Source organism: Pseudomonas sp. Tav-5-1A (assembly GCF_055755055.1).
The window spans coordinates 4594737-4616100 of sequence record NZ_CM146901.1; the positions used below are offsets into that span (position 1 = coordinate 4594737).

Consider the following 21364-nt stretch of genomic DNA (forward strand, 5'->3'; position numbering starts at 1 on the left):
CATCGGCCAATGCTCGCCTCCCATTGATCAGGACATCGCTATGAGTCAAGCACCCACCCCTGCGTTGCACCGGGGTTTGAAAAACCGCCACATCCAGCTGATCGCCCTGGGCGGCTCGATCGGCACCGGGCTGTTCCTGGGCATCGCCCAGACCATCAACATGGCCGGCCCCGCCGCCATCCTGGGCTATGCCATCGCCGGCGTGGTGGCCTTCATGATCATGCGCCAGCTGGGCGAGATGGTGGTGGAGGAACCGGTCAGCGGTACCTTCAGCCACTTCGCCCACCGCTACTGGAGCCCGTTCGCCGGCTTCATGTCGGGCTGGAACTACTGGGTGCTGTACGTGCTGGTGGGCATGGCCGAGTTGACCGCAGTGGGCCTGTACGTGCAGTACTGGTGGCCGGCGATTCCCACCTGGGCGTCGGCGGCGGTGTGCTTCGTGCTGATCAACCTGGTCAACCTTACCCACGTGAAATGCTACGGCGAGGTGGAGTTCTGGTTCGCACTGATCAAGGTGGTGGCGGTGGTCAGCATGATCGCCTTCGGCGGCTGGCTGCTGGCCACCGGCACCGGCGGCCCGCAGGCCGGGGTCAGCAACCTGTGGGCCCAGGGCGGCTTCCTGCCCCACGGCTGGACGGGGCTGGCCATGGCCATGGCGGTGATCATGTTTTCCTTCGGCGGCCTGGAACTGGTGGGCATCACCGCCGCCGAGGCCGACGACCCGCAGCGCAGCATTCCCAAGGCCACCAACCAGGTGATCTGGCGCATCCTGCTGTTCTACATCGGTGCCCTGGCGGTGCTGCTGTCGCTGTACCCGTGGCAGCACGTGGTGACTGGCGGCAGCCCCTTCGTGCTGATTTTCCATGCGCTGGACAGCAACGTCATCGCCTCGGTGCTCAACGCCGTGGTGCTCACCGCCGCGCTGTCGGTGTACAACAGCTGCGTGTTCAGCAACAGCCGCATGCTGTTCGGCCTGGCGCGCCAGGGCAATGCCCCGGCCGCGGTGCTGCGCACCAACCGCCGGGGCGTGCCGGTGGTGGCGCTGGGGGTGTCGGCGCTGGCCACCGGCGCCTGCGTGGTGATCAACTACCTGATGCCCGGCGATGCCTTCGGCCTGCTGATGGCCCTGGTGGTGTCGGCGCTGGTGCTGAACTGGGTGGTGATCAGCGTCACCCACCTGAAATTCAAGCGCCAGCGCCTGCGCGAGGGCCTCGCCAGCCTGTACCCCAGCTGGGGCTACCCACTGAGCAACTGCCTGACCCTGGCGTTCCTGGCCGGCGTGGTGGTGGTGATGTGGCTGACCCCGGGCATGCGCCTGTCGGTGTATTTGATGCCGGTGTGGCTGGCGGTGCTGGCGGTGGCGTATCGATTCCGCGCAGTGAATGCGCATTCGGCGGCGCCGCAAGTCGCGTAGCCGCTGCCGAAGGCTGCGCTGGGCCTGGAGTGCGCTGAAAATATCCAGTGGCAACAAGGGCCAGCGCAGCCTGCGGCAGCGGCTACAGGGCGCAAGCAGGATACACTGTGGTTTTTCATCGAATGGATGCCCCCCATGCCCTACGCCCTGGACCACCGCCTCGTCATCGGCGTCGCCTCGAGCGCGGTGTTCGACCTGTCCGAATCCGATGCGGTGTTCAAGCGCCAGGGCGAGCAGCAGTACCGCAGGTTCCAGGAAGAACACCTGGACACGCCACTGCCCAAGGGCATCGCCTTCTCGTTCATCCGCCGCCTGCTGTCGCTCAACGACCTCAGCGACGACCCGCACAACGACCCGCTGGTGGAAGTGGTACTGCTGTCGCGCAACGACCCCGACACCGGCCTGCGGGTGATGCGCAGCATCGAGCACTACGGCCTGGGCATCACCCGGGCCATCTTCATGCAGGGCCGCTCGCCCTACGAGTTCATCCCGGCGCTGAACATCGCCCTGTTCCTGTCTGCCAACCAGCAGGACGTTGAGGCCGCCATCAAGGCCAACTTCCCCGCCGGCCAGGTGTTGGATTCGACCCTGGTGGACGACGAACAGGACAATTCCCTGCGCATTGCCTTCGACTTCGACGGCGTGCTGGCCGGCGACGAGTCGGAACAGGTGATGCAGCGCGAGGGCCTGGGCCGCTTCCATGACCACGAGGTGAAGAACGTGATGCAGCCCCACAACCCGGGGCCGCTGAAGGAGTTCCTGGTGCGCATGGGCCGCATCCAGACCGCCGAGGAACAGCGCAAGCAGCTCGACCCCACTTACGAGAACCGTTTTCGCGTGTCCATCGTCACCGCGCGCAACGCGCCGTCCCACGAGCGGGCGCTGAACACCCTGAAAAGCTGGGGGGTGATGGCCAACGACGCGTTTTTCCTCGGCGGCATCGAGAAAGGCAAGGTGCTGGGGGTGCTGCGCCCGCATATTTTCTTCGACGACCAGCCGGCCCACCTGCGTTCGGCCAGCACCGTGGTGCCCTCGGTGCACATCCCGTTCGGGGTGATCAACCACGGGCCACTGGATGAAATTGTGCAGCAGCCTGAATAGCGCGGTTTACGCGTCACACTTCCCAGCTACGCTCTTTGCTCAAGACTCACTTTTCTGCAAGGACCTCGCCTTGGCAACTCTATGTTCCAGCGGCCTCGACACCGGCTTCGCTTCACTCGACTACCTGCAAATCGGCATTCTGGGCGTGATCCAGGGCATTTCCGAACTGCTGCCCATCTCCTCCACCGCGCACATGCGCATCGTCCCCGCCCTGCTGGGCTGGCCCGACCCCGGCTCGGCGTTCTCGGCGGCCATGCAGCTGGCGGCCCTGGCAGCCGTGGTCAGCTACTTCTGGCGTGACGTGCAGCAGGTGGTCAGCGGCAGCATTGGCGCGGTGCGCCGGGACGACTACGACGACCCGTGGTTCAAGCTGGCGGTGGCGATCATCCTGGCGACCATCCCCATCGTGATTTTCGGCGTGGCGCTGTCGCCGCTGCTCAACACCTGCAACTCGCCGCTGCGTGGGCTGATGGTGATTGGCGTGTCGTGCCTGGTGATGGCGGTGCTGCTGGCCGGCGCCGAATTGAGCTGCCGGCACCGCCGCGACATGGACCAGATGCGCCTGCGCGACGCCCTGATCGTTGGCCTGGCCCAGGTGGGCGCGTTGATTCCGGGGGTTTCGCGCTCGGGCTCGACCTTGACTGCGGCCTTGTTTCTCAACTTCAAGCGTGAGGAAGCTGCGCGCTTTTCGTTCCTGCTGGGCCTGCCGGCCATTGCCCTGGCGGGGTTGAAGGAATTGTGGGTGCTGCTGCATGCGGGCATTGGCACCGAAGCCTGGGGGCACCTGGTGTTCGGGCTGGTGATTGCCAGCATCTCGGCGTTCTTTGCCATCTGGGGGTTGATGAAGTTCCTGGAGCGCTTCAGCACCTGGCCGTTCATCATCTACCGGGCGGTGTTGGGGGTGTTCCTGATCGTGGCGGTGAGCAGCGGCTTGCTAGGCGCATAGAGCACCTGTAGCCGCTGCCGTCAGGCTGCGCTGGCCCCTGAGTTCACTGAAAATCTCCAGTGGCCATCAGGGTCAGCGCAGCCTGGCGGCAGCGGCTACGCGATTGCACCGGGCTTGCTATTGGCGGCCAGCGACAAACCCCTCGATCAAGCGGTTGACCTGCTCGGCCGCTTCCATCTGCACCATGTGCCCCTGCCCCGGCAACACCTCTACCTGCGCCTTCAGGCCCTCGGCGTGGGCCGCCGGGATGATCGCGTCGTCACTGCCCCAGATCACCAGCGCCGGTACCTCGCCCTCCTGCAGCACCGCACGCAAGTCATGGCCCTGGCGGCCGTCGGCGAACAGCTGGCCGAGCAGGCTGCGCAAGGCTGCCTCCACGCCTTCCAGGCGCTTGTACTTGAGCATGTCTTCAAGCATCTGCCGGTTCACCAGTTCGGCGTTGGCGAACAGCTGCACCAGCTGCGGCTTGAGGGCATTGCGGTTGCTGGCGTCGACGAAGCCTTGCAGGTAGCTGCCGTTGATTTCGGCGCCCAGCCCGGCGCTGCCGATCAGCGCCAGCGAGCGCACCCGCTGGGGCGCCAGGCGGGCGGTATTCAGGGCCACGGCGCCGCCCATGGAGTGGCCCACCAGGTGCGCGGCCGGGATGGCCAGGTGGTCGAGCAAGGCCAGCAGCGCCGCGCTCAACTCGTCCAGGCCGCCACCGGCCAGTTGCTTGCCGGACTCGCCGTGGCCCGGCAGGTCCAGGGCTATCACCCGGCGCCCCGCCGCCAGCGCCTCGTGGTTGAACAGCCAGTTGTTGAGGTCGCCGCCAAAGCCGTGCACCAGCACCAGCGGCACGCCGCCCTCGCCGCGCTCGAAATAGCGAATTATTCGGCCATCAAGCTCGACCTTGCGTGGCGCCGGGCCGCTGTCTTCGTCGCCGCCGGCACCGGGCACGAAGCTGGCCTGGAACTGCGCGATGACCGCGTCGATCTCGGCGTCGCTGGCCTCGCCGTCGACGACGATGGCCAGCAGCGCGCCCACGGCCAGGGTTTCGTCCTGGCGGGCGATGCAGCGGCGCAGCACGCCGGCGAACGGCGCCTCGACGCTGCTGGAGATCTTGTCGGTCTCCACGTCCAGCACCTCGTCGCCCTTGCTGATCGGCTGGCCCTCCTCCTTGAGCCAGGCGTCCACCCGGCCCTCGGTCATCGACAGGCCCCACTTGGGCATGGTCAGGGTATGGATCTGGGTCATCAGCGCTTGCTCCACTCGATCAGCTTGAGCACGGCGGTCTCGATCTTCGCCGCGTCGGGAATGTACAGGTCTTCCAGGGCATCGGAGAACGGCACCGGGGTGTGCGGCGCGGTGACCATTTCAATCGGCGCCTTCAGCGCGCCGAAAGCTTGCTGCGCCACCAGCGCGGCGATGTCAGTGGCCACCGAGCAGCGCGGGTTGGCCTCGTCGATCACCACCAGGCGCCCGGTCTTTGCCACGCTTTCAAGGATGCTGTCCTCGTCCAGCGGGCTGGTGGTGCGCAGGTCGAGCACCTCGCAGTCGATGCCGCGCCCGGCCAGGCTGCGCGCCGCGTCCAGGGCGGTGTTCACCGTGCGGCCGTAGGACACCAGGGTGACGTCCTTGCCGTCGCGCAGGAAATTGGCCTCGCCGAAGGGGATGGTGTACAGCTCTTCGGGCACCTCGCCCTGCAGGCTGTAGAGCAACTTGTGCTCGCAGAAGATCACCGGGTCGTTGTCGCGGATCGCCTGTATCAGCAGGCCCTTGGCCTCGTAGGGCGACGAGGGGCACACCACTTTCAGGCCGGGGATGTGGGTCCACAGCGAGGTGAGCATCTGCGAGTGCTGGGCCGCCGCGCGCAGGCCGGCGCCGACCATGGTGCGGATCACCAGCGGCGTGCTGGCCTTGCCGCCGAACATGTAGCGGAACTTGGCGGCCTGGTTCAGCAGCTGGTCCAGGCAGCAACCGGCGAAGTCGACGAACATTAATTCGCACACCGGGCGCACGCCGCAGGTGGCCGCGCCCACTGCCGCGCCGACGTAGCCGATTTCCGACAGCGGCGTGTCCAGCACCCGGCCGGGAAATTGGTCGTACAGGCCCTTGGTGACACCGAGCACGCCGCCCCAGGCGTCGTTGGCGCCCGGCGCACCGGCCCCGCCGGCGACGTCTTCGCCCATGATGAACACGCTGGGGTCGCGGCGCATTTCCTGGGCCAGGGCTTCGTTGATGGCCTGCTGGTAACTGATTTTTCTCGCCATGATGGTGATCTCTCTTGTTCTTAGGGGTAGGCGACGTAGACGTCGGTCAACAGGTCGGCGGCGGTTGGCTTGGGATCGGCCTTGGCCTTGCGCACGGCGTTGTCGATCAGTTGGTCGACCTCGCGGTCGATCTGCTCCAACTGGCTGGCCTGCAACTGGCCGGCGCGGGTGGTGCGCTCGCGGAACTGCATCAGGCAGTCGCTGCGTTCACGGAAGTTTTTCACTTCGTCGGGCGCGCGATAGGTCTGGGCGTCGCCCTCGAAATGACCGTAGTAGCGGGTCAGCTTGACCTCGATCAGCGACGGCCCTTCGCCGGCGCGGGCACGCTCGATGGCGGCGCCGGCGGCTTCGTGCACGGCGAAGAAATCGAAGCCGTCGACGGTGACGCCGGGCATGCCGAAGCCGGCAGCGCGGTCGGCGATGTGGTCGCAGGCCACCGACCAGTTCGACGCGGTGGCCTCGGCGTAGCCGTTGTTCTCGGCGACGAAGATGCACGGCAGGTTCCACACCGAGGCCATGTTCATGGCCTCGAACACCGCGCCTTCGTTGGAGCCGCCGTCGCCGAAGAAGGCCACGCCGACGCCGTCGGTGCCCTTGAGCTTGGCCGCCAGGGCCGCGCCCACGGCCAAGGGGGCGCCAGCACCGACGATGCCGTTGGCGCCGAGCATGCCTTTCTCCATGTCGGCGATGTGCATGGAGCCGCCCTTGCCCTGGCACACCCCGGTCTTCTTGCCGTAGATCTCGGCCATCATGCCGTACACCTCCACGCCCTTGGCGATGCAATGGCCGTGGCCGCGGTGGGTGGAGGCGATGAAGTCGGTGTCGCCCAGGTGGGCCATGACGCCGGCAGCGGAGGCTTCTTCGCCAGCGTACAGGTGCACGAAGCCGGGGATTTCGCCGGTGGCGAACTCCACGTGCAGGCGCTCTTCGAACACGCGGATGGTGCGCATCACCCGGTAGGCGTGCAGCAATTGGTCAGCGCTCAGCGGTGTCGACATTTTTTATTCTCCAAGGGTGTCTGGGTGCGTGAGGTTCAGCGGGTGCAGCGGGTGGCTGCGGTCGATGGCCAGCAGGCGCTGCTGCGCCGCGCAGGCCAGGACCGCGGGGACGTCGATGCTCAGCGGGCCGCCGGCATCGAGGGTGACCGTGGGCCGGTCGTGGGCGTTGAATTCGATTTCGCGCTCGCCGTCCAGGGCCAGGGTGCCGCTGGCCAGGCACAGCGGCTGCGGCACCCCAGGTTGCAGGTAGCCGGCGTCCAGCACCCCGCAGCCCTGCAGCAGGCCGGGGGCCAGGGGCGCCAGCAGCGTCTCGGCCGCCTGCGGGCCCAGGCGCATCCAGGCGCCGTGGGCGGCCTGGCGGCTGACTGGCAGCCACAGCCCGCACAGCGCCGAAAGGCCAATGGCCTGGGGCTCGGCGAAGGTGACGAAGACCTCGGCAAGGTCTTCGGCGCGGCTGATGGCGCGGGCACCGATGAACGGCAGGCCCGACACGGCCACGTCCACCAGCGCAGTCTCGCGCAGGCCGCGGGCCGGCTCGCGCACCAGCAGGCGCTTGTTGCGCCGCAAAGCCACGGCGGCCGGCACCCGGCCGCTGGCGAACAGGCCACCCGCCAGGCCGGCGCTGGTGGCTTCACGCAATTCGGGGAAGGCGTTGTTGGTGCCGGTGGACAGCGCCAGCAGCGGGATGTCGCCGACCTCGGCGGCCACTGCCTTGTGGGTGCCGTCGCCGCCCAGCACGGCGACCAAGGCGACTTCGCGTTCGGCCATCCAGCGCGCGGCCTGGCGGGTGTCGTCGACGCTCTGGCGCAGGGGCCGGTCGAGGAACTCCAGGGTCGGCCAGTGGCCTTCACGGGCCTGGCGGCCGTGGCTATTTTTCTGCACGGCGGCGGCGATGCCGGTCATGTCGGTGGGCATCAGCACCCGCTCGATACCGGTGGCCCCGAAGGCGGCCAGCAGGCGCTGGATCACCGAGACCTTGTCGGTGCTGGAGAACAGCCCGGCGTTGGCCGTCAGGCGGCGCACGTCGCGGCCCGAGGCAGGGTTGGCGATGATGCCTACGGTCAGGGGCCGACGGCTCATGGGTGACCTCGTTGTTATTGTGGTTTGCCAAGGCCAGAGCAAGGCCGGTGCCAGGTGTCGGCTGCATGGCTGAAATGCCCGTTCCAGGGCCTCTGCGCCTACTTGGCAAGCTACTATTCAAGGGCCCGTTTGAGACGCGCGGTCGCAACCTGCACGGTGCCCCGGGGAGACGCTGAGACGTGGCGTCTCACCGCCTGCGCAGGCGGCCTGCCCCTTGTCGACGCCTGCGGATAGGGGCTTAATGCCCAAACAACTACAAGAAGCTCGACCCGGAGGCCCTGATGCTTTCCGCACATTCGAAGGCCCACGTGGAGTGCGTCAGCCGCGTGCTCAAGCACGCCGCGCACCTGCCGCAGCTGCCCGTGCCCGACCTGATCCTGGACTCGTGGCGGCGTTCGATGGACCAGCACCATCTGGACCCCGGCTCCCTGCAAGGGCCGCGCATCCTGTCGCACAACGTGCTGCGCGAATGCCGCGAGCGCGCCGAGCTGTTCCTGCGCATCGCCAGCGAAGAAGTGGCGCGCCTGCATGGCCGGGTGCGCGACGCCGACTATTGCGTGCTGCTGACCGACGCCCAGGGCCAGACCATCGACTACCGGGTGGAAAGCGCCATCCGCAACGACTGCCGCAAGGCCGGGCTGTACCTGGGCACCTGCTGGTCGGAGGGCGAGGAAGGCACCTGCGGGGTGGCCGCCGTGCTCACCAGCGGCGCGCCGGTGACGGTGCACAAGCGCGACCATTTTCGCGCCGCCTTCATCGGCCTGACCTGCTCCGCCGCCCCGGTGTTCGACCCACAAGGCCAGTTGCTGGGGGTGCTGGACGTGTCGGCCGTGCGCTCTCCCGACGAGCGCCGCTCCCAGCACCTGATCCGGCAGATGGTGGTGCAGAGCGCCCGCGAGATCGAACAGGCATTTTTCATGAACAGCGCCCAGGGCTACTGGGTACTGCGCGCCCACCGCAGCCCCGGCTACGTCGACAGCCAGCCCGACTACCTGTTCGCCTGGGACGACGACGGTTGCCTGCAGGCGCTGAACCCGGCGGCCCGTCACTACCTGTTGCAACGCCACGGCCAGGTGCCGGGGCACATCAGCCAGGTGTTCGACCAGGACCTGCTGCACGGCGCCCGCGACCAGGCGCTGTGCCAACTGCATGACCTGCACGGCCGCCTCAGCGGCCCGCGCCGCCCCGCCACGTCTGCCCGCCGCCCTGCCCTGGCGCCCGCTGAACTGGACCCGCGCATCGAGGAAAGCCTGCGCCTGGCGGTGCGGGTGAAGGACCGCAACCTGCCGGTGTTGATCCAAGGCGAGACCGGCTCGGGCAAGGAGGTGTTCGCCCGCCAGTTGCACCAGGCCAGCCAGCGCCGGGCGCGGCCGTTCGTGGCGCTGAACTGCGCGGCCATTCCTGAAAGCCTGATCGAGAGCGAGCTGTTCGGCTACAGCGCCGGCGCCTTCACCGGGGCCTCCAGCAAGGGCATGCAGGGCCTGCTGCAACAGGCCGACGGCGGCACGCTGTTCCTCGACGAGATCGGCGACATGCCGCTGGCCCTGCAAACGCGCCTGTTGCGGGTGCTGGCCGAAGGCGAAGTGGCGCCCCTGGGCGCGGCGCGGCGCCAGGCCGTGGACATCCAGGTGGTGTGCGCCAGCCACCGCGACCTGGAGGCCATGGTGGCGGCCGGCGCGTTCCGCGAGGACCTGTATTTCCGCCTCGGTGGCGCGCGCTTCCAGCTACCGCCGCTGCGCGAGCGCAGCGACCGGCTGACCCTGATCAACCGCCTGCTCAAGGAAGAGGCCGCAGGCGGCGACGCCCCGCTGCAGCTCAGCGACGCAGCGCTGGAACTGCTGCTGGGCTACCGCTGGCCGGGCAACGTGCGCCAGCTGCGGCATGTGCTGCGCTACGCCTGCGCGGTGTGCGACGGCGCGGTGATCCAGCTGGCGCATTTGCCCGACGGCCTGCAAGGCGACGCCAGGGCTGCCGCGCCGGACGAGCCCGCCGGCTGCCCGGAACGCCAGGCCCTGCTCGACGCCCTGGTGCGCCACCGCTGGAAACCGGCGCCCGCTGCCCAGGCCCTCGGCATCTCTCGCGCCACCCTGTACCGCAGGGTGCACCAGCACGGCATCGAGATGCCCGGCAGAAGCCCGGCTTAACGCCCCCCCGTAGCAGCGGCCGCAGGCCGCGTCCCCTCCCCGCAGTACATCAGGCACCCAACGAAGCAGAAACGGTTCACCCATCCTGACACCTGCGACCAACTTCCCAGCAACCCCGCCAAAAAGCGCACCATCGTCCCATAAAACCACAATAAACGCCGATCAAGCAGCCAATGCACAACAGTCTGCATCCATCGTGTTTTCAAAATATTTCGTGAAAAAATCGTTCACGCTGCAATGAAACTTAAACATCCCCTCCCTATCTTGCATCCTGCCGCTGGCGTCAGGTTCCAAACAACCCCTGCCCAGACGCCGCGCCACCACAGAACCTGAGCGACTGCCCAGGTTTCAAAGGACCACTGTGAAAAGGGTGTAGAGCCATGCGTACCTGGGAAGAACCAAAGAAAAAACGCCTGCACATCGAAATCGTGCCGATGATCGACGTGATGATGTTCCTGCTGGTGTTCTTCGTGCTGATCAGCCTCAACGTGATCCCGGCGCTGGGCATCAAGACCCAGCTGCCCGGCGCCAGCCACGCCCAGCAACTCAAGCCGCAGAACAAGGCGATCATCACCCTGGGCCTGGACCAGCGCCTGCAACTGGACGGCAAGGACATCGGCGAAGAGGCCCTGGTCAGCCAGCTCAAGCCACTGCAGCAGTCCAGCGACAAGCTGGTGATCATCCTCAACAGCGACCAGGGCGTGGAAGTGGCCCGGCTGGTGGCGGTGATGGACCTGCTGAAAAGCAATGGCTTCGCCTCCGTGTCCATCGCTACCCGGAAGCACTGAGCCATGTGGATGCTATTCAAGTCGCGCAAGGCCCTGGCCTGCCTGCCAGCCCTGTGCCTGCTGGCGGCGGCGATCCACAGCGCGTTGCACAGCGAGCTGAAGATCACCCCCAAATACGACGACAGCACCGTGGAGGTGGCGCTGGTCGAGCCCGAAGCGCCGCCACCGCCACCCGAGCCCGTGGCCCAGGCCGAGCCGCCACCGCCGCCGGTGGAAGAAGCCCCCGAGGCCATCGAACAGGCGCCACCGCCCAAGCCCAAGCCGCCGGTGGTGAAACCGCAGCCACCCAAGCCACGGCCGCAGGTGGCCAAGGTGGCCCCGGCGAAACCGGCGCCGGCAACGCCTACCCCGCCCGCCCCCGCCGCAGCGCCTGCGCCGGTGGCCCCGGTGGTCGCCGCCCGGCCCGCCTCGCCACCGCCGCCGCCCAACCCTGCGGATGCGGAAAACCGCTACATCGCCCGGCTGCTGGCGGAGCTGGAAAAGTACAAGCAATACCCCACCGGTCGCGAAGCGTCGCTGCAGCGCCCCCAGGGCAATGTGGTGGTGTGGCTGGAGGTGGACCGCAGCGGCAAGGTGCTGGACTCGGGCATCGAGAAACGCGCCACCAACATGCTGCTCAACCGCGCCGCGCAAACCAGCCTGCGCCGCCTGGAACAGGTGGTGCCGTTCCCGGACACGGCGTTCTCGGGCAAGGACAAATACCGCTTCAGCGCAACGCTTGTTTACAACCTGGACAACTAAAAAAACCTCGACTGCAACACTGACCTCCTTAGGGGAACACCTTGAAACTCAATCAGTTATTCATGACGCTACTGGCCGTGGGGGCTGGCGGCTGGACGCTTGCCGCCCTGGCGGACGACTCGATGAACATTGGTGACGTGACCGTGACCGGGCAAAGCCTGGGTGGCGGCCACATGGTGCAGGAGGACAGCGCCAAGGCGCGTTCCACCGTGACCAAGGAAGCCATGGACCAGATGTCCAGCACCGCCAACGCCCTGGACAAGCTCAAGTACACCCCCGGCATCAACGTTTCCAGCACTGACGCCACGGGCCTGGTGGGGACCAGCCTGACCATGCGCGGGATGAACGCCGACCAGATCGGTATCTCCGCCGACGGCATCCCGATCAACGACTCGGGCAGCTACGCCATCTACCCCAACCTGCTGGGCGACCCGGAAAACATCGGCGAAGTGTTCGCCACCCAGGGTTCATCCGAGGCCGATGGCCCGCACATCGGCTCCAGCGGCGGCAACATTGGCCTGGTGACCCTGCGCCCGGAGAAAGACTTCGGCGTGTTCGTCAAGCAGTCGGTGGGCACCAACAACCTGCGCAAGAGTTTTGCGCGGCTCAACACCGGCGACCTCAACGGCTTCCGCACCTGGGTGTCGGCCTCGCACACCGAGGGTGACAAGTGGCGCGGCGGTGGCGGCGTGCGCGCCGACAAGGTGGAATGGAACACCCTGTTCGACGACGGCAGCGGCAACTCCACCAACCTGATCGTCAAGTACAACCGCCAGGAAGGCTACAACTACAACACCCTGAGCAAGGCGCAGTTCGAGGCCGACCCACGGGCCGACTACCCGACCTCGCCGGTGTACAAGAACGGCAAGCTGTCGAGCTACTACAAACTCAACCGCAACAACTTCGAGAACTTCAACGCCTCGCTGACCCAACGCTTCCAGCTGCGCGACAACCTCTCGCTGTCGGTGGCGCCGTATTACTCCTGGGGCGCGGGCGGCAGTTTCTCGGGCAGCGCCTCGACCCTGTCGAGCACCTCGTCCACCGCCGGCAACTACAACCTCGCGGGCCTGGCCTCCAACACCTACTACCGGCCGTCGTGGACCGAGACCTGGCGCTCGGGCGTGACCAGCAAGCTCAAGTGGGACATCAACGACGAACACAGCGTCGACTTCGGCTACTGGTACGAACTGGCTCGCCAGCGCCAGACCCAGCCGTACATCAGCATCAACGCCGACGGCACGCCGTCCAGCGTGTGGGCTGACTACAACGGCGCCAACCAGGTGACCGACAACAACGGCGTCACCGTGCAGGGCCGCCACTACTACACCGAAACCCCGGCGCAGAAGCTGTGGGCCCAGGACACCTGGTCGCTGGCCCCGGACTGGACCGTGACCGGCGGCCTGGCCTACCAGTACGTGGAGCGCAAGGGCAACCTGATGGCCAGCCTCACCGACGTGCCGGAAAAACGTGACCGCACCTACCACGAGTTCCTGCCCAACTTCAGCCTTCGCTACCAGATCAACGACCGCAACCAGGCGTTCTACAACATCACCCGCAACATGCGCACGCCGCCCAACTACGTGCTCTACGACACCGCCGACTCCATGTACCTGGCCCCCGAGCTGAGCTGGAACCAGGAGCTGGGCTGGCGCTACACCACCAAGGACACCGCCCTGAGCGCCACCTTGTTCCACATCGCCTACAAGGACCGCGAGGTGTCCACCACCAACGCCGACGGCGAATACGAGATGCTCAACGTCGGCACCGTGGTCAACCAGGGCCTGGAGCTGGAGTGGAGCGGCCTGCTGCCGCACAACTTCAACTACTACACCTCGTACACCTACACCGACTCAACCCAGAAGGACGACGTGACGTACAAGGGCGTCGACCTGCCCACCACCGGCAAGCAGTTGGCGAACGTGCCGAAGAACATGTTCAACGCCAGCATCGGCTACGACGACAAGCACTACTACGGCAACGTCGCCGGCAAGTACGTAGGCAGCTACTACGGCGACCTGACCGACGACCAGAAGATCAGCGGCCGCACCGTGTTCGACCTCAACGCCGGCGTGTACCTGCCCGTGGACAAAAAGGTGGTCAAGTCGGCCACCCTGCGCTTCTCGGTGCTGAACGTGTTCGACAAGCACTACCTGGCCTCGGCCAGCACCGTGGCCTTCAACGCCCAGGCCCACAACGGCCTGAGCGCCAGCACGCCGTACTACAACGTCGGCGAAGAGCGCACCGCCATGGTGTCCCTGGAAGTCGGCTTCTGACCCCCGCGGCCGGCGCCCGGGCGCCGGCCATTTAGATAAGGATGCGTATCGATGAACATGAACCTGCTGCACGACCTGACGTTCTACGTGATGTACGGCGCCGCCGCCCTGGCTGCCTTCGTGGTGGTGGAACGCTGCATTTTCTTCAGCTACTCCCTGGGCCGCGCGCGCAAACTGGTGCCGGCGCTGAACCCGCGCGTGCGCGCCGTCGCCGACCTGCCGGCCGAGCTGACCGGCCGCGACAGCCTGCCCTTGCAGTTGCTGGAGCAACTGTATGAAGGCCGCCGCCACCTGCATTCGCACCAGGAGCTGGAAGACCTGGGCCAGGCCATCTACATCGAACTGCGCGGCAAGCTCTCGCGCAGCCTGTGGATTCTGGAAGCGGTAGTGGCCGGCGCGCCGCTGCTGGGCCTGCTGGGCACCATCATGGGCATCATCGACACCTTCAAGGCGCTGGCCGAGGCCGGCGTGTCGGACCCGGGCGAAGTGTCGCGCGGCATCGGCACCGCGCTGTACGCCACTGCCCTGGGCATCTCCATCGCGCTGGTGGGCCTGGTGTTCAACAGCCACCTGCAGGACCGCCAGGAGCAGATCGCCGACCACCTGAAAATGCTACTGTTGCGCGCAGGCCTGGGCACCCGCTATGCGCCCAGCACCGACACCAGCGCCGCTGCCGCCCAGCACCGTACCGCCTGACCTGGACAAGGAGTGCCCATGCCCGCCCTACCGTTCGCCCCGCGCCGCGCCAGCCTGCTGGCCGCCGCACTGCTGCTGGGCGCCTGCACCCAGGCCGCCAGCCCGACCAAGCCGGTCACGGTCAACATCGCCGCGGTCAATGATTTCCACGGCAACCTGCTGCCCACGCCCCTGAGCTACCCCATGCCCAGCGCGCCGGGCGGCAAGGTGACGATGAAGGCCGGCGGCATCAACGCCCTCAGCGGCGTGGTTGCCCAGTTGCGCCAGCAAGACCCGCACCTGCTGCTGATTGGCGGCGGCGACATGATCGGCGGCAGCCCGCCGATTTCGTCGATGTGGGCCGACGAGCCGACCCTGGACGCCCTCAACCTACTGGGCCTGGACCTCAGCGTGGTGGGCAACCATGAACTCGACCAGGGCAGCGCCGAGCTGCTGCGCCAGGTGCACGGCGGCTGTGACTCGCCGCGCCCGGACAAGGCCTGCCAGTTCGACAAGGCCTACCGTGGCGCGCGCTTCCCCTACATCGCCGCCAACCTGATCGACCAGGCCAGCGGCAAGCCGCTGTTCGCGCCGTACCAGATCGAGCAGGTGAACGGCGTCAAGGTCGCCTTCGTCGGCGCGGTGCTGCGCGACGTGGCCTCGGTGGTCACCGCCAAGGGCATGCAAGGCCTGGGCACCGTGGATGAGGCCGACGCCATCAACGCGCAGCTGCCAGCCCTGCACCAGCAGGGCGTGGACGCGGTGGTGGCGGTGATCCATCAGGGCGGCGAGACGTCCGAACACTTCGACCAGGCCGACTGCAGCCACCTGCAGGGCGACATCGTCGAGGTGGCCAAGCGCCTGGCCCCGGAGATCAAGGTGGTGCTGACCGCCCACACCCACCAGGGCTACCTGTGCCGGGTGGGCGACAAGCTGGTGACCCAGGGCGCCTCCTACGGCCGCCTGCTGACCTACTTGACCCTGACCATCGACCCCGACAAGCACCAGCTGCTCAATGCCAGCGCGCGCAACATCGTCGTCGACCCCAAGCGCTACACCGCCACGCCGGAAATCGCCGCGCTGGAAGCCCGCGTCGAGCAACGCAGCCAGGCGCTGCTGGGCAAACCGGTGGCGCGTATCGCCGGCAACGAGCTGACGCGCAACCTGAGCCCGGCTGGTGAATCCAGCCTGGGCGACGTGATCGCCGACGGCCAACTGGCCGCCACCCGCGGCCTTGGCGCGCAGGTGGCGTTCACCAACCCCGGCGGCATGCGCAGCGACCTGATCCTGGAGCCTGGGCAGAGCGCGCTGAACTTCGGCCAGGTGGCCAGCGCGCAGCCGTTCAACAACACCCTGAACGTGCTCACCCTCACCGGCACCCAGCTGCAGGCCCTGCTGGAACAACAATGGCAGGACGGCGACAAGGCCTTCCGGCCGCTGCAGCCCTCCGCGACCTTGCGCTACCGCTGGGATGCCACCCGCCCCGCTGGCCAGCGCGTGGTGCCCGGCAGCCTGACTGTGGACGGCCAGCCGGTGCAGGCCAGCCAGGCCTACCGCGTCACCGTGAACTCGTTCATGGCCGAGGGCGGCGACAACTTCAGCGTGCTGGCCCACGCCGAAAAACGCCTGGACACCGGCCTCAACGACCTGGACGCGCTGATCGCCTACCTGCAAGCCCAGGACCGCGCCGGCACCCCCGCCGGTGCCGAGGCCCCGCCGCGCATCCAGCGTATCCGCTGAGTTCACCTTCCCGTAGCCGCTGCCGCCAGGCTGCGCTGGCCCTCGTGTGCACTGAGCATTTTCAGCGTACGCAATGGCCAGCGCAGCCTGCGGCAGCGGCTACGCGGCGCGGTGTATTACCCGCTAGAATAAAAAACCACCGCGTTTTCAATCAGGCAAGCGATGACCAACCCGAAAATCAAGATTCGCCAAAAAAACGTCGAGAAAATCCTCCTCGCTGCTGAAAAGGTCTTCGCGCAAAAAGGCTATGCCGGCACCGCCATGGCCGACATCGCCCAGGAAGCCGACCTGCCGCGCACCAACCTCAACTATTACTTCTCCACCAAGGAAGACCTGTACCGCGAGGTGCTGATCAACCTGCTGGGCAGCTGGCAGCAGGAAGGCGCCTGCTTCGAGCACTTCGACGACCCGCGCGTGGTGCTCACCAGCTACATCCTGGAAAAGATGACCCACTCGCGCCTGCGCCCGTACGGTTCGAAGCTGTGGACCAACGAGATGATGCACGGCGCGCCAATCTTCCGGGACAAGCTCGACGAACACCTGGCCATCGACGCCAAGCTCAAGGAAGCCAAGATTCGCCAGTGGGTCGAGGAAAAACGCATCCGCCCGGTGAGCCCCTCGGCGCTGCTGTACATGATCTGGGCGTCCACCCAGCACTACGCCGACTTCGACCACCAGGTGGCGGCGCTCAACGGCCACCAGCCGCTGTCGGATGCACAGTTTGCCGAGGCGGTGCAGACCATTACCACGGTGATATTGCGCGGGATCGGGCTGGAGCCTTGAGCACAGGCGCTACCGTGTGGGAGCCGGCTTGCCGGCGAGCTTTTCGAGCGCAAAAACTCGCTGGCAAGCCAGCTCCCACAGGTCAGGCATGATCAAGCGGTGACGGCTGGGCGTCGATGCGTATCTTGTACAGGTGCACCGGGTATTCCACCGTCGACGGCTTGCCGCCGGTGGTGGCCGGGGTACGGTTGATCTGCGCGGCCGGCAGGTACAAGAAGCCGTCCTGAATCCATAGCGCATCCACCCACACCAGGCGCGGGTCGGCCACCACCGTGGTCACGGTCTTGTCCGGGGCGATGCGCTTGACGCTGCGGGTGTTCACGTCCGAAGCGTAGATGTTTCCCGCCGCGTCGATGGCCGTGCCCCCGGTGCTCCACGTGTCCAGCCAGTGCTCGGCATGGGCCTCGACAGTCTTGGCGGGGATTTTCGGATCATCCAGGTATTGGGTGGCGATGCGCGCCAGCGGCCCCGGAATGGCCTGGTAGTACAGGTACTGGCCGTCCGGCGAGACCTCGAGCTGGTCTAGCCCTACCCGCTTCTCCTGGCCGCTGGGAATGAACAGCTTCTGGCCATCGGCGTACATCGGCAGATGGTCGACGGACCAGGCGTGGCCCTCCAGTAGCGTACGCGCCTTGCCGCTGTCCAGGTCCAGCACCACCAGGCGCTCGGCACCGGGGTCGGTCAGGTAGGCCAAGCGCGAGCGAAAGCGCACGTCATCGAAATAGCTGTTGTCCTTCTGGATGGCGCTGTCGAAGCTGTACACCTTGTCAACCTGGTTGGTGGCAAGGTCGATGCGTACCAGCTTGCCGGCGCCCGGCACTGCATGGGCGCCGGTGTTGATGCCGGTGTTGCCGGCGTCCACGGCCCACAGCTTGCCATCGGGCCCCACGCGCAGGGCGTTGACGTGGAGGAAATGCTTGCCCGGCTCGGCCGCGTTCCAGCGGTTCCACTGGGCGTCGGGGAAAGGCTGTAGTTGGCCGTCCTTGCCGATCTCGGCCAACGACATGCCAGGGCCTTCGGACTGGGTCAGCGACACAAAGGTGCGGCCATCGGCGGTCACCGCCGCGCCGTTCCAGATATGCGGCGAGGTCGCCACCTCGATCAGGCGGCTGTCTTGCTGGGTGGGCAGCGTGGGTGGCAGCGCGTCGGCGGCAGTCGCCAACCACGGGCAGGTCAGGGCGAGGGCAAATAGCAGGGGCTTGCTGAAGGGCATGGGCATTTCTCCGGCTTATTGTTTGTCCTGAGTATTGCCGCCGGTGATAGTTCGAATCCATTTGCGAATTTTCACGCATCGATGCCTGCAAGGAATGAATCGTGCCAGCCATCGACCGATCCAAATATTGTATACAACTTTATGGACATAATGACGAAACATTGAATACAGTATAAAAACAACAAAAACCAGGGAACCACCATGATGATCGAGTCCCCGCCTGCCGCTGTGCGTCCTGAAGATGAGAACCTCGGCCCGTTCGCCAACGCGGCGTATGGCCTGCAACACGTGTTGACCATGTATGGCGGCATCGTTGCCGTGCCGTTGATCATCGGCCAGGCCGCGGGCCTGTCGCCGGCGGAGATCGGCCTACTGGTGGCCGCCTCGCTGTTCGCCGGCGGCCTGGCCACGCTGCTGCAAACCCTGGGCATCCCCTTCTTCGGCTGCCAGCTGCCGCTGGTGCAGGGCGTGTCGTTCTCCGGCGTGGCCACCATGGTGGCCATCGTTGGCAGCCAGGAAGGCGGTGGCGTCGCCTCGATTCTCGGCGCGGTGATGGCCGCCTCCTTGATCGGCCTGCTGATCACCCCGGTGTTCTCGCGCATCACCCGCTTCTTCCCGCCGCTGGTCACCGGCATCGTCATCACCACCATCGGCCTGACCCTGATGCCGGTGGCGGCGCGCTGGGCCATGGGCGGCAACAGCCGCGCAGAAAACTTCGGCAGCATGGCCAACATCGGCCTCGCCGCCATGACCCTGGTGCTGGTGCTGTGCCTGAGCAAGGTCGGCAGCGCCACCATCTCGCGCCTGTCGATCCTGCTGGCCATGGTCATCGGCACGGTGATCGCCAGCCTGCTGGGCATGGCGGACTTTTCCGGCGTGAGCCAGGGCCCGATCTTCGGCCTGCCCAGCCCTTTCCACTTCGGCCTGCCGACCTTTCACCTGGCGGCGATCATCTCCATGTGCATCGTCATCATGGTGACCCTGGTGGAAACCTCCGCCGACATCCTCGCCGTGGGCGAAATCATCAACACCAAGGTCGACGCCAAGCGCCTGGGCAACGGCCTGCGCGCCGACATGCTGTCCAGCCTGCTGGCACCGATCTTCGGCTCGTTCACCCAAAGCGCCTTCGCCCAGAACGTCGGCCTGGTGGCGGTTACCGGGGTTAAAAGCCGCTACGTGGTGGCCACCGGCGGCGTGTTCCTGGTGATCCTCGGCCTGCTGCCCATCATGGGCCGGATCATTGCCGCCGTGCCCACCTCGGTGCTCGGCGGCGCCGGCATCGTGCTGTTCGGCACCGTGGCCGCCAGCGGCATCCGCACCCTGTCGAAGGTCAATTACCGCAACAACATGAACCTGATCATCGTCGCCACCTCCATCGGCTTCGGCATGATCCCCATCGCCGCGCCTAACTTCTACGACCACTTCCCCACCTGGTTCGCCACCATCTTCCACTCCGGCATCAGCTCGTCGGCGATCATGGCCATCGTCCTCAACCTGACCTACAACCACTTCACTGCGGGCAACTCCGACCAGCAATCGGTGTTCGTCGCCGGCACCGAGCGCAGCCTGCAGTACCGCGACGTCGCCGCCCTGCGCGACGGCGACTACTTCAGCGGCGGCAAGCTGTACGACGCCGAGCACAACGAAATCCCGCTGCTGGGCGACGCCTCCACCCACCACGCCGCGGCACCCCATCACGGCAGCGTGTCCGCCGTGTCGGAACATTCCTGAGCCTTGTAGGAAGCGTCCGTCGGACGCTTCTGATTCTCTCCCGACACCTTGTAGCCGGCTTCCACCGCGCCTAACCTGCCCTCTCCCAGCGGCCCTCCAGCCTTGATGAAGCCGGCTGGGAAACCGGTTGTTGGGTGGGCTGGTCGGCATGCTAATTGTCGATCCGCTGACGGGGGCGATGTATACGATGCCGGAGGATGTGACGGCGCGGCCGTTGGTGATGGTGGATCAGGTGGAGGCGGCGTGAATGCATTGCAGGCGAGACGGTGATCCCGACGGCAGAATTCCCGCCCTTGAAAGCGGCATGACTGAGGTGAAGGTGTCGCTGGGAAAAATCGAAGTTCGCCTGGACCATATCGAGCAGAACATGGTGACCAAGGGGCAACTGTCGATCTACGCCATGGTGGCAACGCTGGCGGTGTTTGGCGGTGGGTGGTGGATCATCCAACAGTATCTGGCGCCGATTCTCAAGGCGTTGCCCAAGTGATCCGCGCCGTGCCTGCGTGTACGCACATCCAGCATGGACAAAAGATCACTACCATCTCGGATCGTGCCGTAGTAATTTGGATCCGACGCTTTTCCTAGTCCGTTTTGCGTCACTGAGCCCCGGGCACTTGTGTTTCGGGGCTTTTTTGTGGGTGATCGCCAGACAGCCATCGCAGACACGTTTTTTGTCTGTAGGAAACCGGGTAGGACGGTTCTGTTTTTCCCCAACCCTGTTGAATGCCTACCTTTCCCCCCATACGCTGACAGCCGAATACAGGACTTCAGGACGGGTTATGAAATGGACGGAAGAATCGTGGCACTGGAAAAGTCGACCCTGGAGATCAGGGAGAAGTTGGTACGCGTGGAAACCAAGCTCGAAGGCATAGAGGCGACCATGGCCAGCAAGACAGACTTGGCCGACTTGAGAACAGCCATCGCCGAAGGTTTCACGGCACAAACCAAATGGGCCATCAGCACGGCCGTGGCCTTGGCCGTCATCGCCTTCACCGCAGCAAAGTTCATCGCCTAACCCTTGTAGCAGTGGCCGCAAGGCCGCGTCGGCGGCTCACCGCAGTGTCTGCAACGCGGCCTTCCGGCCGCTGCTACAGGTTTGCGTCGCTTGACGCATCGAGCCAGCCTCGGTCAGTATCCAACGACTGCACCACGCCTCCATTCAAGCCAGCCTCGCCAAAGCCATTTGCCGGGGCTTTGTCGTCTTTGGCTATTGGAGGCAAATATGTCTAGAGCGCAACGACGACACGATACGCGTCGAATCAAGGCAAAATATTATCGGCAGGCGCGCACCCGCCTATGGGATGTTGAGGCAAGCCCGCGGGATGCGGGCATGTTTGCCAACCATGGGAAGCTCTGCTCATGCTGGATGTGTGGCAACCCGCGTAGGTTTGGCTTGGTCACTTTGCAAGAAATGCGGGCGGGCGATTATTCAGAGCGAGAAGTTGAATAGGCAAAGGCCTACCTCGGTGAACCGCAAGCACGTTGTGG

General features: G+C 66.0%; 18 protein-coding genes. 13 read left to right on the top strand and 5 right to left on the bottom strand.

Annotated features, from left to right (window positions below):
* The first annotated feature begins 40 nt into the window (after window positions 1–40).
* The 3 genes from AC0J42_RS20790 (at window position 41) to AC0J42_RS20800 (ending at window position 3461) form a co-directional block, all read left to right on the top strand.
* Window positions 41–1414, top strand: a complete 1374-nt coding sequence (locus AC0J42_RS20790) for an amino acid permease (protein ID WP_416425551.1) — start codon at window positions 41–43, stop codon at window positions 1412–1414.
* A gap of 135 nt (window positions 1415–1549) precedes the next feature.
* Window positions 1550–2515 (top strand): 5'-nucleotidase, encoded by a 966-nt coding sequence (locus tag AC0J42_RS20795; protein WP_473003507.1) that lies wholly within the window; start codon window positions 1550–1552, stop codon window positions 2513–2515.
* A 70-nt stretch (window positions 2516–2585) separates the two neighbouring features.
* On the top strand, window positions 2586–3461 hold the full coding sequence (locus tag AC0J42_RS20800; protein WP_416425553.1) for an undecaprenyl-diphosphate phosphatase: 876 nt from the start codon (window positions 2586–2588) through the stop codon (window positions 3459–3461).
* Window positions 3462–3578: 117 nt separating this feature from the next.
* On the opposite strand, the gene AC0J42_RS20805 is transcribed toward AC0J42_RS20800, so the two are convergent.
* Genes AC0J42_RS20805 through AC0J42_RS20820 form a run of 4 tightly spaced genes read right to left on the bottom strand, consistent with a single transcriptional unit; the run spans window position 3579 to window position 7788 of the window.
* Window positions 3579–4694, bottom strand: coding sequence for an acetoin dehydrogenase dihydrolipoyllysine-residue acetyltransferase subunit (locus AC0J42_RS20805; protein WP_416425554.1), 1116 nt, complete (start codon window positions 4692–4694; stop codon window positions 3579–3581).
* Window positions 4694–5710 carry an alpha-ketoacid dehydrogenase subunit beta gene (locus AC0J42_RS20810; RefSeq protein ID WP_473003509.1) on the bottom strand — a complete coding sequence of 339 codons (1017 nt, stop codon included), beginning with the start codon at window positions 5708–5710 and terminating at the stop codon, window positions 4694–4696. Before AC0J42_RS20810 ends, AC0J42_RS20805 begins: the two co-directional genes overlap by 1 nt.
* Window positions 5711–5730: 20 nt before the next feature.
* Window positions 5731–6708, bottom strand: a complete 978-nt coding sequence (locus AC0J42_RS20815) for a thiamine pyrophosphate-dependent dehydrogenase E1 component subunit alpha (protein ID WP_416425556.1) — start codon at window positions 6706–6708, stop codon at window positions 5731–5733.
* 3 nt (window positions 6709–6711) lie between these two features.
* Window positions 6712–7788: an ATP-NAD kinase family protein gene (locus AC0J42_RS20820; protein ID WP_473003510.1), complete on the bottom strand. Its 1077-nt coding sequence runs from the start codon at window positions 7786–7788 to the stop codon at window positions 6712–6714.
* A 281-nt stretch (window positions 7789–8069) separates the two neighbouring features.
* Here AC0J42_RS20820 and AC0J42_RS20825 point away from each other — a divergent pair, with 281 nt between their 5' ends.
* The 7 genes from AC0J42_RS20825 (at window position 8070) to AC0J42_RS20855 (ending at window position 16932) form a co-directional block, all read left to right on the top strand.
* Window positions 8070–9932, top strand: coding sequence for a sigma-54-dependent Fis family transcriptional regulator (locus tag AC0J42_RS20825; RefSeq protein WP_473003511.1), 1863 nt, complete (start codon window positions 8070–8072; stop codon window positions 9930–9932).
* A gap of 380 nt (window positions 9933–10312) precedes the next feature.
* On the top strand, window positions 10313–10720 hold the full coding sequence (locus AC0J42_RS20830; protein ID WP_416425559.1) for an ExbD/TolR family protein: 408 nt from the start codon (window positions 10313–10315) through the stop codon (window positions 10718–10720).
* A gap of 3 nt (window positions 10721–10723) precedes the next feature.
* Window positions 10724–11461, top strand: coding sequence for an energy transducer TonB family protein (locus tag AC0J42_RS20835; protein ID WP_473003512.1), 738 nt, complete (start codon window positions 10724–10726; stop codon window positions 11459–11461).
* Window positions 11462–11502: 41 nt separating this feature from the next.
* Window positions 11503–13734 carry a TonB-dependent receptor family protein gene (locus tag AC0J42_RS20840; RefSeq protein WP_473003514.1) on the top strand — a complete coding sequence of 744 codons (2232 nt, stop codon included), beginning with the start codon at window positions 11503–11505 and terminating at the stop codon, window positions 13732–13734.
* Between the two features lie 51 nt (window positions 13735–13785).
* Complete coding sequence (locus AC0J42_RS20845; protein ID WP_473003515.1) at window positions 13786–14430, top strand: MotA/TolQ/ExbB proton channel family protein; 645 nt, start codon at window positions 13786–13788, stop codon at window positions 14428–14430.
* An 18-nt stretch (window positions 14431–14448) separates the two neighbouring features.
* Window positions 14449–16149, top strand: a complete 1701-nt coding sequence (locus tag AC0J42_RS20850) for a bifunctional metallophosphatase/5'-nucleotidase (protein ID WP_416425563.1) — start codon at window positions 14449–14451, stop codon at window positions 16147–16149.
* A gap of 162 nt (window positions 16150–16311) precedes the next feature.
* Complete coding sequence (locus tag AC0J42_RS20855; protein ID WP_416425564.1) at window positions 16312–16932, top strand: TetR/AcrR family transcriptional regulator; 621 nt, start codon at window positions 16312–16314, stop codon at window positions 16930–16932.
* A gap of 82 nt (window positions 16933–17014) precedes the next feature.
* On the opposite strand, the gene AC0J42_RS20860 is transcribed toward AC0J42_RS20855, so the two are convergent.
* Window positions 17015–18145 (bottom strand): SMP-30/gluconolactonase/LRE family protein, encoded by a 1131-nt coding sequence (locus AC0J42_RS20860; protein ID WP_473003516.1) that lies wholly within the window; start codon window positions 18143–18145, stop codon window positions 17015–17017.
* A 204-nt stretch (window positions 18146–18349) separates the two neighbouring features.
* On the opposite strand from AC0J42_RS20860, the gene AC0J42_RS20865 reads away from it, so the two are divergent.
* From AC0J42_RS20865 to AC0J42_RS20875, 3 genes are all read left to right on the top strand, one after another.
* A complete protein-coding gene (locus AC0J42_RS20865; protein ID WP_416425566.1) occupies window positions 18350–19876 on the top strand; it encodes a nucleobase:cation symporter-2 family protein in 1527 nt (508 codons plus the stop codon).
* Between the two features lie 304 nt (window positions 19877–20180).
* A complete protein-coding gene (locus AC0J42_RS20870) occupies window positions 20181–20363 on the top strand; it encodes a hypothetical protein (RefSeq protein WP_473003517.1) in 183 nt (60 codons plus the stop codon).
* A gap of 297 nt (window positions 20364–20660) precedes the next feature.
* Window positions 20661–20891 (top strand): hypothetical protein, encoded by a 231-nt coding sequence (locus tag AC0J42_RS20875; protein ID WP_473003518.1) that lies wholly within the window; start codon window positions 20661–20663, stop codon window positions 20889–20891.
* Window positions 20892–21364 lie beyond the last annotated feature (473 nt).